Raw genomic sequence first — 14,897 nt, 5'->3', positions numbered from 1 at the left:
ACCGGTTCCGTCACGGGTACTGTCCGGTCATAACCAGTTGTAGTTTGACCAGGTGGAAGCCTGATGTCAAACGCTGAATGTGAGCACGCCCACCCGAACATCTCACCGAAGGAGCACTGCATGTCCAAGGCGGAGGCCATCGTCGCCGGGCTCGGAGGAGCCGGCAACATCGTGGAGATCGAAGCGTGCATCACCAGACTCCGCACCGAGGTCAAGGACGGGTCGTTGGTGAACGAGGCGGCTCTCAAAGCCGCGGGCGCCCATGGCGTGTTCCACAAGGGCACGGCCGTGCAGGTGATCGTCGGACCCGAGGCCGACAACCTCGCCGAGGACATCGACGACATCCTGTGACCGAGACTGCCGTGGGCAGCCCGCTCGCGGGCACCGTCATCTCACTCGCCGACGTACCGGATCCGGTGTTCTCGTCCCAGATGGTCGGGGCCGGCGTCGCCGTCAGACCCGCTCCGGCGACCGGGATGATCGACGTCCACTCCCCCGTGTCCGGCCGCATACTCAAACTGCACCCGCACGCGTTCGTGGTCATGACAGCGGACAAGCGCGGCGTCCTGGTGCACGTCGGTATCGACACCGTCAAGATGAAGGGCGTCGGATTCGAACTGGTTGCGGCAGAGAAGGACACCGTGACTGCCGGCGACGTCGTGGTGCGTTACGACCCGGCGGCGGTCGCCGCCGCCGGCTACGACGACGTGTGCCCCGTCGTGCTGATGGACTCGCCGGCGGACTCGATCGTCACGTCGTCCGTCGGCGAGTCGGTCGCGGTGGGCGACACGCTGTACGCCCTCTGAACGGCGCTCAGGCGCTCAGGCACTCAGGCGAGGCCGACCAGCTTTTCGGACTCCGTCCACAGGCCGTCGACGATTCCCGGCTTGTCGATCTGCCCGTTGACGCGGCCGCGAGCGCTGTTGCGGCTGTAGTAGATTCCCGAGATCTCGGCGTCGGGACGGTCGGCGGCCAGCGCCACCAATGGCTCGGCACCGGACTCGGCGCTGATGGACACCGCGTACTTGAGCGGAGTGCGGTAGATGAGCCGGAACAGCACATTGTCGTGGCCGAAGTTGCTGCGCACAGCGCCGGGATGCACGGCGACAGAGGTGATGTTCCGATCGGCCCAGCGCGCCGTGGCGCCGTAGGTGAAGCCGATGTTCATCAGTTTGCTGGTGCAGTACGCGCGGAACTCGGCGGGCGACGACGCGTCGAACGCGATGTCCCGCAAGTCGATCCGACCGCCGAGGTTCCCCACGGACGACGTGTTGACGATGCGGCTGCCCGCGCTCCCGCCCAGACGGTCGAGGAGCAGGTGGGTGAGCAGGAACGGCGACAGGTGATTGATCTGGACGTTCGGTTCGTGGCCCTCGGCGGTGCGATTCTTCGGATCGAACGTTCCGCCCGCGTTGTTCAGCAGGACGTCGATGTGGTCGACGGAGTTCGAGATCTCCTCCGCGACCCGCCGCACGTCGTCGAACGAGGCGAAGTCGGCGACGAACGACCGGCCGCCGATCTCGGACGCTGCAGCGGCAGTCTTCTCCGGTGACCGCCCCACGATCAGCACGTCGGCGCCACGCCCGGCCAGCGTCCTCGCGGCGATCTTGCCGATTCCGTCGCTCGCTCCCGTCACGACGATGGTGCGGCCTGTCAACGACTTGGAACTGGGCACGGGGGACCTTCCGGTCTGCAGAGGGTGAGCGGTCCCCCCGAGTCTACGAGGGCTGTCAGCGACGCTGCGGCCGCCGACCGCCCTGGACCTCCATCGTGAGTTGATATCTGTCGCAGCGGTACCAGCTCTCGGTGTGCTCGACCGGACGCTCGCCGCCGAAGGAGACACGGTCGAAGTACAGCACCGGCGCGCCGCGCTTCGTGCCGAGGAGCGTGGCCGTGTCGTTGTCGGCAGCCATGGCGCTGACCGTCTGTTCGGCCCGGTCGATCGTGACGTCGTAGTGCGAGGACATGGCGTCGTAGATCGACCTGCTGAGATCGAGGTCGACGAGCCCGGGCAGCACGGTCGGGTCGAACCAGCCGTCGTCGACGCTGACCGGTTCGCCGTCCGCCAGCCGGAGTCGCTTGATGTGGTACGCCTTGCCACCGTCGGACAGGTTGAGCGCCCGCGCCGTCGCGGCGGACGGGTCCTCGAGGCGAGCGAACAGAACGACGGTCGTCGGTTCGAGACCCTGGGCGCGCATCTCCTCGGAGAACGACGCCAGATGGAGGCGGGACTGGACCGGGCGGCTGGCGACGAACGTCCCTTTGCCGCGTACCCGGACGACGTGGCCTTCGTTGACCAGCTGACCGATGGCCTCGCGCACGGTGATCCGGCTGACGCCGTAGTCCTCCATCAGGCGCCGCTCGCTGGGCATCAGGTCGCCGGGCTGGAGTTCCTTGGTGCACCGGTGCAGCAGGATCGTGCGGAGCTGCTCGTGCTTGGGCACGGCACTGTCGCGAAGGTGGACGGGCATCACCACGGCGTGTACTCCCGGATTGTCTGCGCGAGCGGTACGGACTGGTCCCGTCCAACTTACCTGGATGGCAACGCCTCGCGCGCCTTTTGCGCACCCTGGGATACGCGAAAGGCACGCGGGGATGGAATCCTCACCCCATGAGCGAGAGCGCCGTTCCGACTGCAGCAGACTGTCCCGTCCTGTGGCCCGTGGCCACCCGCTGGGAGGACAACGACCACTACGGGCACGTCAACAACGTCACCTACTACTCGTACTTCGACACCGCGGTGAACGGGTGGCTCATGAAGAGCACCGGCCTCGACATCCGCGCCCTTCCGGCGATCGGTGTGGTGGCCGAAACGTCCTGCACGTTTCTCAGCCAACTGAGCTTTCCCGACGACCTGCAGGTGGGTATCGCCGTCGAGCGGCTCGGGAACACCTCGATCGTGTACGCGCTGAGCATCTTCCGTGTCGACGACGACGGTCTCACTCCGGCGGCCGTGGGGCGGTTCGTACACGTGTACGTCGACGCGGTGACCCGGCGCCCGGTACCGGTCCCTGCCGAGATCCGCACGGTCGTCGAGGCGCTCGGGCGGTGACCGAGCCGGGGCGGGTGTCCCTCGCGCTGCCGATCGGCGCGGGGGTGGTCACCGCGCTCGTCGGATTCACCAGCTCGTTCGCGGTGGTCCTCACCGGCCTCCGATCCGTGGGTGCCAGCGAGGCGCAGGCCGCCTCCGGGCTCTTCGCCATGTCTCTGGTGATGGCGCTGGGAATCACCGGTCTCGCACTGCGCTACCGCATTCCGATCACCCTCGCGTGGTCGACACCCGGGGCCGCTCTGCTGGCGGGCACGGGAGCGGTTGTGGGCGGGTGGCCCGCCGCCGTCGGGGCATTCGTCACCGTCGGCCTCGCCATCGTGCTGACCGGCGTGTGGTCCGGCCTCGGACGCGTCATCGCGTCCATTCCCGTCCCGCTGGCGCAGGCGATGCTGGCCGGCGTCATCCTGCCGCTGTGCATCGAGCCCGTGCGCGCCCTGGCGGACAACCCCGCAGCGGTTGCGCCCGTCGTGCTCACGTGGATCGTCTTCCTGCGCCTGTCACCGCGGTGGGCGGTCCCGGCGGCGTTCGCCGTAGCTGCTGTCGTCATCGGGATCTCGTTGATCACGAACGGCAGCGCGGTGGACGCCCGATCGTTGCTGCCGAGCCTCGACCTCGTCGCACCCACCTGGACGTGGCAGGCGCTCGTCGGCATCGCTCTGCCGCTCTACATCGTGACGATGGCGTCGCAGAACATCCCGGGCACGGCTGTCATGGCCTCGTTCGGGTACACCGTGCCGTGGCGAGCGGCGATGACCGTCACCGGCGTCGGTACGGCCGTCACGGCGCCGGCCGGTGTGCACGCCGTGAACCTCGCGGCGATCAGTGCCGCCTTGGCGGCCGCGCCCGACGCCCACCCGGACAAGGATCGTCGATGGATCGCTGCGGTGTCCGCCGGCGCGTCCTACCTCGTCCTGGCGGTCGCGTCCGCAGCACTGGCCACGCTCGTCGCCTTGGCCCCGGCCGGCATCGTCGAAACCGTTGCCGGACTGGCCTTGCTGGCCACACTGGCGGCGTCGCTCGCAGCGGCACTCGGCGACGAGGCCGAACGCCTCCCTGCTGCCATCACCTTCGTGGTGGCGGCATCGGGCGTCGGCATCGCCGGGATCGGATCGGCCTTCTGGGCCCTCGTTCTCGGACTCGTCGTCCGCATCGGTCTGTCACGCACGCCGGTAAGTATCAGAGGATCCCGGCCGACTCCGCCGTCGACACCGCCCGCGCGATGATGCCGTCGACCAGGTCCGTGGTCGGCGAGCCGTCACGTGCCCGGTTGCGCTCGTCCTCGATGGCTCGACGCATGACGCCCTCGGCGATGATCGACAGTTTCCACAGCGCCAACGTGTGCCAGTACCCCACGGACGACACGTCGCGCCCCGTGGTCCGTGCGTAGATCTCCACCAGATCGTCGCGCGACGGGAACCCGGGGAGAGTCGAGGACATGAACAGACCCGCCGCGCCGTCGTCCGACTGCGACCAATAGGCCAGCAACGCACCGACATCCGCCAGAGGATCACCGAGCGTGCACAGCTCCCAGTCGACCACCGCGACGATCGCGTCGTCCACGTTGCTCTCACCGACTCCGCTGGTGATGATGTTGCTCAGATGGAAGTCGCCGTGCACCAGCGAGACCTCGGTCTGCTCCGGAGCCGAATTCGCGAGCGCGGTGGCCAGGCGTTCGATGTCCGGGACGTCCCGCGTCTTCGACTGCGCCCACTGCGACGACCATCGCTTCAATTGCCGTGCAGCGTAGGGCTTGTGACTCGCCAGATCGGTGAGGCCGGTGCTGTCGAGATCGACCGCGTGGATCTTGCCGAGCGTGGCGGGCATGGCCTCACCGATCGTCCGACGACGTGCCTGCGACAGCGTCTCCGCGACGGTCGGGCTGTCGATCACCAGCCCGTCCACATGGCTCATCAGGACCAGGGGAGCATCGGTGACCGCCGGATCGTCGGTCAGCGCGATCGTCGTCGGCACCGGAACGGCAGTCTGCTGCAAGGCCGACAGGATGCGGTACTCGCGAGCGACGTCGTGCGCCGACGCCAGCAGCGTGCCCAGCGGCGGACGCCGCAGCACCCACCGACCACCGGCGGCATCGCCGACGGCGAACGTCAGGTTGGACTGCCCGTTGCCGATGCGCTCGAAGGTCAGTGGCCCCGAGACCCCGATGTCGAGGCTCTCCATCCACGCCGTGACCGCGCCGTCGTCGAGGCCCGGTGTCGTTCCCGTCGTCACTTGTCGATCTTCCGGTAGGGCGCGAGCTCGGTGCGTGCGATGGTCCGCTTGTGCACCTCGTCCGGACCGTCGGCGAGACGCAGCGTCCGCAGGTGGGCGTACATGCTGGCGAGCGGGAAGTCGTCGGAGACACCGCCGCCGCCGTGCACCTGGATGGCGCGGTCGACGATCTTCAGGGCCATCGCGGGCGCCGCGACCTTGATGGCCGCGATCTCCACGCGTGCTTCCTTGTTGCTGAACTCGTCCATCATCCAGGCGGCCTTGAGCGTGAGGAGGCGGGCCATCTCGATGTCGATGCGGGCTTCGGCGATCCAGTCCTGGATGTTGGCCTGCGCCGCGATCGGCTTGCCGAACGCCACGCGGGACGACGCACGGTCACACATGAGTTCCAGTGCGCGCTCTGCCATTCCGATCGCACGCATGCAGTGGTGGATACGGCCGGGGCCCAGTCGCGCCTGGCCGATCATGAAGCCGGCACCCGGTCCGGCGAGCACGTCCTTGCCGGGGACGCGAACGTTCTCGAACAGGACCTCGGCGTGACCCTCGCGGTCCTGGTATCCGAACACCGGCAGGCCGCGCAGGACGGTGACGCCGGGCGCGTCGATCGGCACGACCATCATCGACTGCTGCTCGTACGTCGACGCCTCGGGCGCCGTCTTGCCCATGACGATCAGAACCTTGCAGTTCTGGTGCAAAGCGTTGGAAGTCCACCACTTCCGACCGTTCAGGATCCAGTCCTCGCCGTCGGCCACCATGGACATCGCGATGTTCGTCGCGTCGGAGCTGGCGACATCGGGCTCCGTCATGGCGAAGGCCGAGCGAATGGTGCCCTCGAGCAACGGGGCGAGCCACTTCTCCTTGTGCTCGTCCGTACCGAAGCGGGTGAACACCTCCATGTTGCCGGTGTCGGGTGCGGCGCAGTTACAGGCCTCGGGCGCGATCGCGGGGCTACGGCCCATGATCTCCGCGAGCGGCGCGTACTCGGCGTTGGTCAGACCGGGGCCGTAGGCGGGATCCGGGTGGAAGAGGTTCCACAGGCCGCGAGACTTCGCGTCGGCCTTGAGTTCCTCGAGGATCGGCGGCTGGAAGTGCGGATCACCGGACTCCAGGATCTGCTGGGCGTAGACCGCCTCCGCCGGATAGACCTTCTCGTCCATGAACGCCAGCAGGCGCTGCTGGTAGTCCTTACACCGGTCCGAGTACGCGAAATCCATGTCAGCGATCCTGTCCTGGCCGTGCGGCCGTCTCGAGTGAGGTCCGGTACCGACGCATCCCGGCGATCCACCGGTCGTAGTCGGCACTCTTGTGCGAGTAGAACGTGAGCACCTCGGGGTGCGGGAGAACGAGGAACTTCTCGGTCTCCATCGCCTCGAGGACGATGCGAGCGACGTCCTCCGGTTCGAGGACGGTGCCGGCGCCGGTCACGGCGGACGCCGCCACCGAGGCACCCTCGGCGTCACTGTCGAAGCCCGAGTTCAGGAGTGCCGTGTTGACGCCCATCGGGCACAGGCAGCTCACCGCGATGCCTTTGTCGCCGTAGGTGACCGACAGCCATTCGGCGAAGCCGACGGCCGCGTGCTTGGACACCGAGTAGGTGGCCGATCCGATCTGGGTGAGCAGCCCCGCCGCGGACGCGGTGGACAGGAAGTAGCCGTGCGTTCCGCGCTCGATCCACCGCGGGATCACCACGCGCGCAGCGCGCACATGGGCGAGCACGTTGACCGACAACGCGGTGTCCCAGGCGGCGTCGGTGCTGTCGAGCCCCATCCCTGCCGTCGTCCCGGCATTGGCGATGTAGATGTCGAGGGGCCCGAACGCCTCCTCGACCCGCTCGATCATCAGGGCGATCACCGCGTCGTCGGCGACATCGCCGCCGACGGCGATGCACCGCTCGCCCAGTCGCGCGGCGACCGCATCGGCGGCCGCGGCATCGAGATCGGCGACCAGGACCGAGTTCCCGGCCTCGACCAGAGCAGTGGCGAGGGCGGCACCGATCCCGGCGCCACCTCCCGTGACGATGGCGACCTTGTCTGTGACCCGCATCATTCAGATAGTAGGCATGCGGGGTCGGCGGCGGGCCCGCAGGGTCCACGAACTCGAGGTCGACCTCGAGTTCAGAAGTGGGTCCGTGTGCGTTCCTGTTCCACGATCTCGTCGATGTCGCCGAGCCGGTCCATCGAACTGACCGCACGACGCGTGCGCATGTTCTTCGCCAACCGCTCGCGGTGCTTGTGCGTGAAGGCCCAGTACCCCGCCGTGAACGGGCACGCGTCCTCGCCGACCCGCTTCTTCGGGTCGAACGCGCAGCCCTTGCAGTGGTCGGTCATCCGGTCGATGTACGCGCCGCCGGACGTGTACGGCTTGGTCGCGATCACTCCCCCGTCGGCGTGCTGACTCATGCCGAAGACGTTGACCGGCATCACCCACTCGTACCCGTCGACGAAGTGCTCGGTGAACCACCGGGTGAGCGCCCGCGGGTCGTACCCACGTTGCAGCGCATGGTTTCCCAGGATCATCAGGCGTGGGATGTGGTGCACCCACCCGCGATCGTGCACGCCGGCGAGGGCGTCGGACAGACACGCCGCGGTGACCTCCTCCGCATCCAGGGTCTGGAACCATCCGGGCAGCGGAGTGTCGGCATCGAGGGCGTTGGTGCGCATGTAGTCCTCGCCCAGATGCCAGTAGAGGTGCCACACGTACTCGCGCCACCCCAGGATCTGGCGTACGAACCCCTCGACGCTCGCCAGCGGTGCCGTGCCGTCCCGGTATGCCTGCTCGGCGGCGCGCGCCGCGTCCAGCGGGTGCAGCACACCGAGGTTGAACGGCACCGACAGCAAAGAGTGCGACATGGTCCAGTCCGCGGCCATCACGGCGTCCTCGTAGGGACCGAACGTGGCGAGACGGGTGGCCACGAAGGTCTCCAGCGCCGACGCCGCCTCGGCTGCGGTGACGGCGAAGAGACGCGGTCCGTCCTCGCCGGACCAGTCGACGTCCATGGCGTCGAGATCCTTACGCACGCCGGCGTCGATGTCGTCCTCCTCGGGCCACCACGGTTCGGGAACACCGAGTGTCGTCCGCTTCTTCGGCGGCTTCTCCCTGTTCTCCGCATCGAGGTTCCAGGTGCCGCTCACCGGATTCTCGCCGTCCATCAGGATGTCGAACCGGCGACGCTGCTCTCGGTAGAAGTTCTCCATGAGGAACGACTTCTTGCCGCCCGCCCAGTCGGCGAAGTCCGCACGGGACAGGGCGAACGTGGGGGTCGGCACGATCTCCTCGACCAGGCCCTCGTCGGCCAGTCGACGAACGAAGGCCTCCGCTCGCCGCGACGTCGGTTCGTGGACGACGACCGGGCGCCCGACGCGGGCGAGGCCCTCGCGATAGGTGTCGGCACGGATGTACGTCGCTCGATCGCCCAGCTCCTCGGCGAGGTGCCGCATGCCGCTGAGCAACAGATGGGCCTTCTGACGATGACCCCGTCGACGTCCCAACGCGCGCGCGGACTCGATGATGACGACGTCACGGTCCACCATCTCCTCGGACGAGTGGACGTGGGGGCCGAGCTGATCGGCGAACACCCAGAGCGGAGCCGGAGAGGACATGCTCTGCTGTTCCCCGTCCTCCGCGAGGCCAACCGGCCGGGAACCGCTACGCGTGACCGTCCGACACCGTCACCCGACGCCCATCCTGCTCGTTCTGTGCGTGTCGGTGGGGCAACCACCGAGCGAGTTGCTCACTCTCGCAGGTATCACTTGCGCAATGCGGTCAGGCGAGCATGCTGTGAGGTGAGCCACACACGGCTCGTCCACACTGTGCGCCCTCCTCTCACGACGAGGTCCGCGCACCGGCGGAGAGGAAGACCATGACCCGATCGGACACATCACCGCGGGGCGATCGCATCGCGCATCCCGTGCAACTCGTCCAGCCCGACGGCCGACGAGTGCACGACCCCGAGCACTGGCGACTCGTCGCCGACGTCGACGCCGCACACATGCTCGACATGTACCGGGACATGGTGGTGGCGCGCCGCATCGACACCGAGGCGACCGCGCTGCAGCGTCAGGGCGAACTGGGACTGTGGGCACCGCTGCTGGGTCAGGAAGCAGCCCAGGTGGGCTCCGCCCACGCCGTCACCGCCGACGACTACATCTTCACGAGCTACCGCGAGCACGCGGTGGCGTACTGCCGAGGCGTGCCGGTGGAGAAGCTCACCGCACTGTGGCGCGGCACCGCGCACTCCGGCTGGGATCCCGACGAGTACAACATCACCAACCCGGCGATCATCGTCGGCGCGCAGGGGTTGCACGCCACCGGCTACGCCATGGCAGCGCGGCTCGACGGTGCCGAGATCGCCACTGTCGCCTACTTCGGCGACGGCGCTACCAGCGAAGGCGACATCTCGGAGGCGCTGTCGTTCTCGGTGTCGTTCGGAGCCGGAGTCGTGTTCTTCTGCCAGAACAACCACTGGGCCATCAGCGAGCCTGTCGCGCTCCAGAGCCCGCTCCCGCTCGCGTCCCGTGCCGCCGGCTTCGGCATGCCCGCCCTGCGTGTCGACGGCAACGACGCCCTCGCCGTCCTCGCGGTGACGCGCGCCGCCGCGCACCGAGCCCGCACCGGCGGTGGCCCCACCTTCATCGAGGCGATGACCTACCGCATGGGCCCGCACACCACGTCCGACGATCCGACGCGGTACCGCGCCGACGCCGAGCGCGACGTGTGGGCGGCGCGCGATCCGTTGGACCGCCTCGACAGACTGCTCACCCGCGAGGGCGCGCTGACACCGTCTGTGCGCGAGGACATCGCCGCGACCGCGGACGACGTCGCCGCCCGGCTGCGCTCCGCCACGATCTCCGCCGTCGATCCGGAGTCGTCCACCCTGCTCGACCACGTCTACGCCGAACCACACGCTGTGGTGGACCGCCAGAAGGAGACACTGCGATGACCACCGGAACCCTCTCCCGCGCCGGCGCGACCACCGCGTCGTCGGATCTCCACGTCAAGGGCACCCTCGGTGGTGCGATCAACGCAGGCCTGCGTGCATGCCTCGAGGCCGACGACAAGGTCGTGCTGATGGGCCTCGACATCGGCAAGCTCGGCGGTGTGTTCCGCGTGACCGACAGACTGCAGAAAGACTTCGGCGACCAGCGCGTACTCGACATGCCTCTCGCCGAGTCCGGCATGGTGGGCACCGCGTTCGGCATGGCGCTGCGTGGCTACCGCCCCGTCGTGGAGATCCAGTTCGACGGGTTCGTCTACCCCGCCTTCGACCAGATCGTGTCCCAGGTGGCCAAGATCCGGTATCGCACTGCCGGACTCGTCGGCGCTCCGATGGTCATCCGCATTCCCTTCGGCGGCGGCATCGGAGCGGTGGAACATCACTCCGAGTCGCCCGAGGCGTACTTCGCCCATACGGCCGGCTTGCGGGTGGTCAGCCCGAGCACGCCTCACGACGCCTACTGGATGATCCAGCAGGCCGTGCACTCGGAGGATCCGGTCGTGTTCCTCGAGCCCAAGCGCCGGTACTGGGACAAGGGCGAGTGGGCGACCGATGCGCCCGATCTGCCTCTGAGCGCCGCTCGCGTGTGCCGCACCGGCACCGACGCGACGGTGGTGGCCTACGGATCGATGGTGCAGACGGCCCTCAAGGCCGCCGACGTCGCCGCGCAGGAGGGCCACAGCCTCGAGGTGATCGACCTCCGGTCGTTGTCGCCGCTGGACACCGACACGGTGTGCGCGTCGGTGCGTCGGACGGGTCGCCTGGTGGTCGTGCAGGAGGACACCGGATACCTGGGTGTCGCCGCCGAGATCGCCGCGCAGGTGTCGCAGGAATGCTTCTACTCCCTCGAGGCACCTGTCCAACGGGTCACCGGCTTCCACGTTCCGTACCCACCGGCGCGCCTCGAGCGACATCACCTTCCGGACGTCGATCGGATCCTCACGGGAGTCGACACGGTTCTCGCAGGCTGACGCGCCGCACCGGAATCACTGCGCCGGGTCACAGGAATCTGCCAGCCTCGTGCGCCATCATGGGGAGCCGTGAGTACCGATACGCAACAGATCGTCCTGGCGGTTCGACGCGTGACCCCGCGGTGGTGGGCACTGGCGGGAGCCTGCCTGGCCGCTCTCGTGATCCTGTACGCAGTGGTGCCGTTCGTCGGTGTTCGGTACACGCCGGCGTCGGCAAAGCTCGAAGCGCTCTACGGGCCGTCGAGCACTCTCCTGGACGTCATCGACGTCACCACCGTGCTGGTGCTGCTCGCGGCGTTGGCGGTGGTCGCAGTCGTGCGGAAACTGCCGTACGGCATCGGTGCCGTCCTCACCCTGTCCCTCGGCGCCACGCTCACCGCGGCCGCCGGACGGACGTGGCTGGTCGATCACATCCCGACGTCGGCACTTCCCGACGGCCGACTCGTGGCGGCCGCAGCGGTGATCGCCTCCGCCGCACTGGTGGTACCGGGCGCTGTGCGACCCGCCGTACTCGGCCTCGGCGCCGCACTCGTCGCCGCGGTGGCCCTGGCCGCGTTCGTCACCGCGGGGTCGACCGTCATCGGAATCGTGGGGTCGCTCATGGTGGTCGGCCTGTGGTGGGGCGTGGCCGGGGTTGTCATGGCGCATTCACCGCTCGCCGCCGCCCGTGAGCGGAAGAACCCTCTCGATACAGCAGCCCTGATGCTCCGACGCGACTGAGCGACGTCGGAACACCAGGGCGGTGTGGGCGGGTAGCCGTCAGAGGGCTTTGAGTTCCTCGATAACGGCGTTGACCGACTTCTTGGCATCCCCGAAGAGCATCGACGTGCGATCCGCCGTGAAGAGCGGATTGTCGATACCGGCGTACCCGGAGCTCATCGACCGCTTGAGCACGATCACCGACCGCGACTCGTCCACGTTCAGGATCGGCATCCCGTGGATCGGCGAACTCGGATCGTTGCGCGCCGCCGGGTTGGTGACATCGTTCGCGCCGATGACGAGGGTGACATCGGTGCGGGAGAACTCCCCGTTGATGTCGTCCATCTCCTTCATCGCCTCGTACTCCACATCGGCCTCGGCGAGCAACACGTTCATGTGACCCGGCATGCGCCCGGCCACCGGATGGATCGCGTACTTCACCTCGACACCCTTGCTCTCGAGGATCGACGCCATGTCCTTGACCGCGTGCTGAGCCTGCGCGACCGCGAGACCGTAGCCGGGGACCACGATGACCTGCGAGGCGTACGCCATCTGGATCGCCGCATCCGCCGCCGAGGTGGACTTCACCGTGCCGCCGGCATCGTCGGGGCCACCCACCGCGGCGCCGCCGCCTCCACCGAACGACCCGAACACGATCGCCGGGATCGACCGGTTCATCGCCGTCGCCATCAGGTTGGTCAGGATGGTGCCGGACGCGCCGACGATCATGCCCGCCACGATCATCGCCGTGTTGTTCAGCGCCAACCCCGCCGCAGCAGCCGACAGACCCGTCAACGCATTGAGCAGCGAGATCACCACCGGCATGTCCGCGCCGCCGATCGGGAACACCACGAACAAGCCCATCAGGGCAGCCGCGACGAGCACCAGCACGATCCACCACTGCGAGGTGCCCTCGCCCGGGGTGGCGCGCAGACCGATGTAGACCGACACCGCGACCGCCAAGAGCAGCAGCACGATGTTGGTGAGCTGGAAGATGCGCGCGTTCTTCACGAACGCCTTCTCCACCTTCTTGTTCAGCAGCTCCTGCAGCTTCAGGAACGCCACCAGCGAACCCCAGAACGACACCGACCCGATGACCGCCGCGAACAGCGACCCGATGACGATGTGCACCGTCGGCTCTTCACCGTGCTTGAACGCCGAGAAACCGTCGGTCTCGATGAACTCCGACCACGCGATCAACGCGACCGTGCCGCCGCCCACGCCGTTGAACAACGCCACCAGCTGCGGCATCGCCGTCATCTTCGTGCGCTTGGCCGGCGGGACACCCAGCAGGACACCGATCGCCAGACCCGCGGCGATGAGAATCCAGTTGATCGCCGCGGTGTCGCGGACCTCGATCAGAGTCGCCACCACAGCGATGCCCATACCGACAGCGGCGATCCAGTTGCCGCGCACCGCCGTCTTCGGACCGGTCAGACCCATCAGGCCGTAGATGAACATGGCGAACGCGACGATGTAGAGAATGTTGACGAGATTGTTCATCAGGAATCAGCACCCTTCTCCACAGCAGCGGGCGCCTTCTTGCCCTTGAACATGCCGAGCATGCGGTCGGTCACCAGGAACCCACCGACGACGTTGAGCGTGCCGAAGATCAGCGCGACGAACGCGATGATCCGCACGCCCCACGGCGCATCCTCGGGCAGCCGGCCCAGCACGATGAGGGCGCCGAGCACGACGATGCCGTGGATGGCGTTGGTGCCCGACATCAGCGGCGTGTGCAGCGTGTTCGGGACCTTCGAGATGACGGCGAAACCGACGAAGCCGGCCAACACCAGGATCGCGATGTTCGCGAGCAGGGACGTGTACATCAGGCATCCGCCTTCACGGTCGTATCGGCCGTGCGCGTCACGCACGACTTCGCGAGGACCTCGTCGGAGAAGTCGGGCGCGAACGCACCGTTCTCGTCGAGCATCAACTCGATCAGCGCCGAGATGTTCTTGGAGTAGAGCTCACTCGCGTGCTCGGGCATCGTCGCCGGCAGATTCAGCGGCGAGGCGATGATGACGTCGTTCTTCACCACCGTGCGACCCGGCTCGGTCAGCTCGCAGTTGCCACCGGTCTCCCCCGCGAGGTCGACGACGACACTGCCCGGCTTCATCCCGGCAGCCGCCGCGGCGGTGACCAGCTTCGGCGCCGGACGCCCCGGCACCAGGGCGGTGGTGATGACGACGTCGAACGTCGAGATCGCCTTCTCCAGCGCCGCCTGCTGCTGCGCACGCTCGTCCTCGGTGAGCTCACGGGCATACCCGCCCTCACCGGCAGCGTCGATCCCCAGATCCAGCCACTGCGCACCGACCGAGCGCACCTGATCCGCCACCTCGGGACGCACGTCGTACCCGGTGGCGCGGCCACCGAGACGCTTCGCCGTCGCCAACGCCTGCAACCCCGCCACACCCACACCGAGCACCAGCACCGTCGCCGGCTTCACCGTGCCCGCCGCGGTGGTCAGCATCGGGAAGAACCGCGTCGACTCCGACGCCGCGAGCAACACAGCCTTGTAGCCGGCGACGTTGGCCTGCGAGGACAACGCATCCATCACCTGTGCACGGGAGATACGCGGAATCGCTTCCACCGCAAACGCCTGCACGCCCGCAGCCGTCAACTCGGGAATGATCGTGTCCGCATTGCGCGGCGCGAGGAAGCCGACGAGCGTCGATCCGCGACGCAGCTTGCGCACCTCCGCAGACGACGGCGGCGCCACCTTCGCCACGATGTCCGCGCTGTACGGGTCACCGATGCTCGCGCCCGCATCGACGTACAGCTGATCGGGGATGAGCGCGCCGAGCCCGGCACCTGCTTCCACCACCACGCGTACGCCCTTGGCCGTGAGTGCGGAGACGACCTTCGGAACGAGCGCCACCCGGCGCTCCCCCTCGTTCGTCTCGCGCACGACGCCCACGAGCGGCCCTGCTTCTCGAGAATTTTCCACCAG

General features: G+C 68.0%; 16 protein-coding genes. 7 read left to right on the top strand and 9 right to left on the bottom strand.

The annotated features are described in order from the left end of the window. Positions 1–120 precede the first annotated feature (120 nt). Positions 121–351 (top strand): PTS sugar transporter subunit IIB, encoded by a 231-nt coding sequence (locus tag AC0IX4_RS21250; protein WP_042575529.1) that lies wholly within the window; start codon positions 121–123, stop codon positions 349–351. Continuing rightward, positions 348–806, top strand: coding sequence for a PTS sugar transporter subunit IIA (locus AC0IX4_RS21245; protein ID WP_056073107.1), 459 nt, complete (start codon positions 348–350; stop codon positions 804–806). Before AC0IX4_RS21250 ends, AC0IX4_RS21245 begins: the two co-directional genes overlap by 4 nt. A gap of 23 nt (positions 807–829) precedes the next feature. On the opposite strand, the gene AC0IX4_RS21240 is transcribed toward AC0IX4_RS21245, so the two are convergent. Together AC0IX4_RS21240 and AC0IX4_RS21235 are read right to left on the bottom strand one after the other, a co-directional pair. Beyond that, positions 830–1,675 (bottom strand): SDR family NAD(P)-dependent oxidoreductase, encoded by an 846-nt coding sequence (locus AC0IX4_RS21240; RefSeq protein WP_231568736.1) that lies wholly within the window; start codon positions 1,673–1,675, stop codon positions 830–832. Positions 1,676–1,730: 55 nt separating this feature from the next. Further along, complete coding sequence (locus tag AC0IX4_RS21235) at positions 1,731–2,474, bottom strand: GntR family transcriptional regulator (protein WP_042575629.1); 744 nt, start codon at positions 2,472–2,474, stop codon at positions 1,731–1,733. Between the two features lie 137 nt (positions 2,475–2,611). On the opposite strand from AC0IX4_RS21235, the gene AC0IX4_RS21230 reads away from it, so the two are divergent. Both AC0IX4_RS21230 and AC0IX4_RS21225 read left to right on the top strand, forming a co-directional pair. After that, positions 2,612–3,052, top strand: coding sequence for an acyl-CoA thioesterase (locus AC0IX4_RS21230; RefSeq protein ID WP_471830961.1), 441 nt, complete (start codon positions 2,612–2,614; stop codon positions 3,050–3,052). Then, the gene (locus tag AC0IX4_RS21225) at positions 3,049–4,275 is read left to right on the top strand and encodes a benzoate/H(+) symporter BenE family transporter (protein WP_056073113.1); all 1,227 of its coding nucleotides are present in this window, start codon (positions 3,049–3,051) and stop codon (positions 4,273–4,275) included. Before AC0IX4_RS21230 ends, AC0IX4_RS21225 begins: the two co-directional genes overlap by 4 nt. Here AC0IX4_RS21225 and AC0IX4_RS21220 read toward each other — a convergent pair. The 4 genes from AC0IX4_RS21220 to AC0IX4_RS21205 form a co-directional block, all read right to left on the bottom strand. After that, positions 4,229–5,230, bottom strand: a complete 1,002-nt coding sequence (locus tag AC0IX4_RS21220; protein WP_056074280.1) for a phosphotransferase family protein — start codon at positions 5,228–5,230, stop codon at positions 4,229–4,231. The two genes, AC0IX4_RS21225 and AC0IX4_RS21220, sit on opposite strands and share 47 nt — an antisense overlap. 47 nt (positions 5,231–5,277) lie before the next feature. Further along, positions 5,278–6,495 (bottom strand): acyl-CoA dehydrogenase family protein, encoded by a 1,218-nt coding sequence (locus tag AC0IX4_RS21215; protein ID WP_027507258.1) that lies wholly within the window; start codon positions 6,493–6,495, stop codon positions 5,278–5,280. Between the two features lies 1 nt (position 6,496). After that, complete coding sequence (locus AC0IX4_RS21210) at positions 6,497–7,324, bottom strand: SDR family oxidoreductase (RefSeq protein WP_056074281.1); 828 nt, start codon at positions 7,322–7,324, stop codon at positions 6,497–6,499. Positions 7,325–7,395: 71 nt separating this feature from the next. Then, positions 7,396–8,880, bottom strand: coding sequence for a cryptochrome/photolyase family protein (locus AC0IX4_RS21205; RefSeq protein ID WP_056073116.1), 1,485 nt, complete (start codon positions 8,878–8,880; stop codon positions 7,396–7,398). 260 nt (positions 8,881–9,140) lie between these two features. Here AC0IX4_RS21205 and pdhA point away from each other — a divergent pair, with 260 nt between their 5' ends. From pdhA to AC0IX4_RS21190, 3 genes are all read left to right on the top strand, one after another. Next, positions 9,141–10,220, top strand: coding sequence for a pyruvate dehydrogenase (acetyl-transferring) E1 component subunit alpha (gene pdhA / locus AC0IX4_RS21200; protein WP_042575535.1), 1,080 nt, complete (start codon positions 9,141–9,143; stop codon positions 10,218–10,220). Continuing rightward, positions 10,217–11,245, top strand: a complete 1,029-nt coding sequence (locus tag AC0IX4_RS21195; protein WP_082518371.1) for an alpha-ketoacid dehydrogenase subunit beta — start codon at positions 10,217–10,219, stop codon at positions 11,243–11,245. The genes pdhA and AC0IX4_RS21195 overlap by 4 nt, the downstream gene beginning before the upstream one ends. A gap of 69 nt (positions 11,246–11,314) precedes the next feature. Next, entirely contained in the window at positions 11,315–11,965 is a 651-nt protein-coding gene (locus AC0IX4_RS21190; protein ID WP_156388339.1) for a hypothetical protein, read from the top strand. Between the two features lie 39 nt (positions 11,966–12,004). Here AC0IX4_RS21190 and AC0IX4_RS21185 read toward each other — a convergent pair whose 3' ends face one another. The 3 genes from AC0IX4_RS21185 to AC0IX4_RS21175 are packed head-to-tail and all read right to left on the bottom strand — an operon-like array spanning position 12,005 to position 14,897. Next, on the bottom strand, positions 12,005–13,447 hold the full coding sequence (locus AC0IX4_RS21185) for an NAD(P)(+) transhydrogenase (Re/Si-specific) subunit beta (RefSeq protein ID WP_056073117.1): 1,443 nt from the start codon (positions 13,445–13,447) through the stop codon (positions 12,005–12,007). Further along, complete coding sequence (locus AC0IX4_RS21180) at positions 13,447–13,773, bottom strand: NAD(P) transhydrogenase subunit alpha part 2 (protein ID WP_042575538.1); 327 nt, start codon at positions 13,771–13,773, stop codon at positions 13,447–13,449. Before AC0IX4_RS21180 ends, AC0IX4_RS21185 begins: the two co-directional genes overlap by 1 nt. Beyond that, positions 13,773–14,897 (bottom strand): NAD(P) transhydrogenase subunit alpha, encoded by a 1,125-nt coding sequence (locus AC0IX4_RS21175; RefSeq protein ID WP_042575633.1) that lies wholly within the window; start codon positions 14,895–14,897, stop codon positions 13,773–13,775. Before AC0IX4_RS21175 ends, AC0IX4_RS21180 begins: the two co-directional genes overlap by 1 nt.

The organism is Rhodococcus sp. AC861, assembly GCF_979256035.1.
Note: the sequence above shows the minus strand (reverse complement) of the source record. Positions and strands in the feature narration are given on the sequence as shown.

Coding starts and splice junctions, on each gene's coding strand:
- AC0IX4_RS21250 (WP_042575529.1), top strand. CDS start 121: ATGTCCAAGGCGGAGGCCATCGTCGCCGGGCTCGGAGGAGCCGGCAAC.
- AC0IX4_RS21230 (WP_471830961.1), top strand. CDS start 2,612: ATGAGCGAGAGCGCCGTTCCGACTGCAGCAGACTGTCCCGTCCTGTGG.
- AC0IX4_RS21220 (WP_056074280.1), bottom strand. CDS start 5,230: ATGGAGAGCCTCGACATCGGGGTCTCGGGGCCACTGACCTTCGAGCGC.
- AC0IX4_RS21215 (WP_027507258.1), bottom strand. CDS start 6,495: ATGGATTTCGCGTACTCGGACCGGTGTAAGGACTACCAGCAGCGCCTG.
- AC0IX4_RS21210 (WP_056074281.1), bottom strand. CDS start 7,324: ATGCGGGTCACAGACAAGGTCGCCATCGTCACGGGAGGTGGCGCCGGG.
- AC0IX4_RS21205 (WP_056073116.1), bottom strand. CDS start 8,880: ATGTCCTCTCCGGCTCCGCTCTGGGTGTTCGCCGATCAGCTCGGCCCC.
- pdhA (WP_042575535.1), top strand. CDS start 9,141: ATGACCCGATCGGACACATCACCGCGGGGCGATCGCATCGCGCATCCC.
- AC0IX4_RS21195 (WP_082518371.1), top strand. CDS start 10,217: ATGACCACCGGAACCCTCTCCCGCGCCGGCGCGACCACCGCGTCGTCG.
- AC0IX4_RS21185 (WP_056073117.1), bottom strand. CDS start 13,447: ATGAACAATCTCGTCAACATTCTCTACATCGTCGCGTTCGCCATGTTC.
- AC0IX4_RS21180 (WP_042575538.1), bottom strand. CDS start 13,773: ATGTACACGTCCCTGCTCGCGAACATCGCGATCCTGGTGTTGGCCGGC.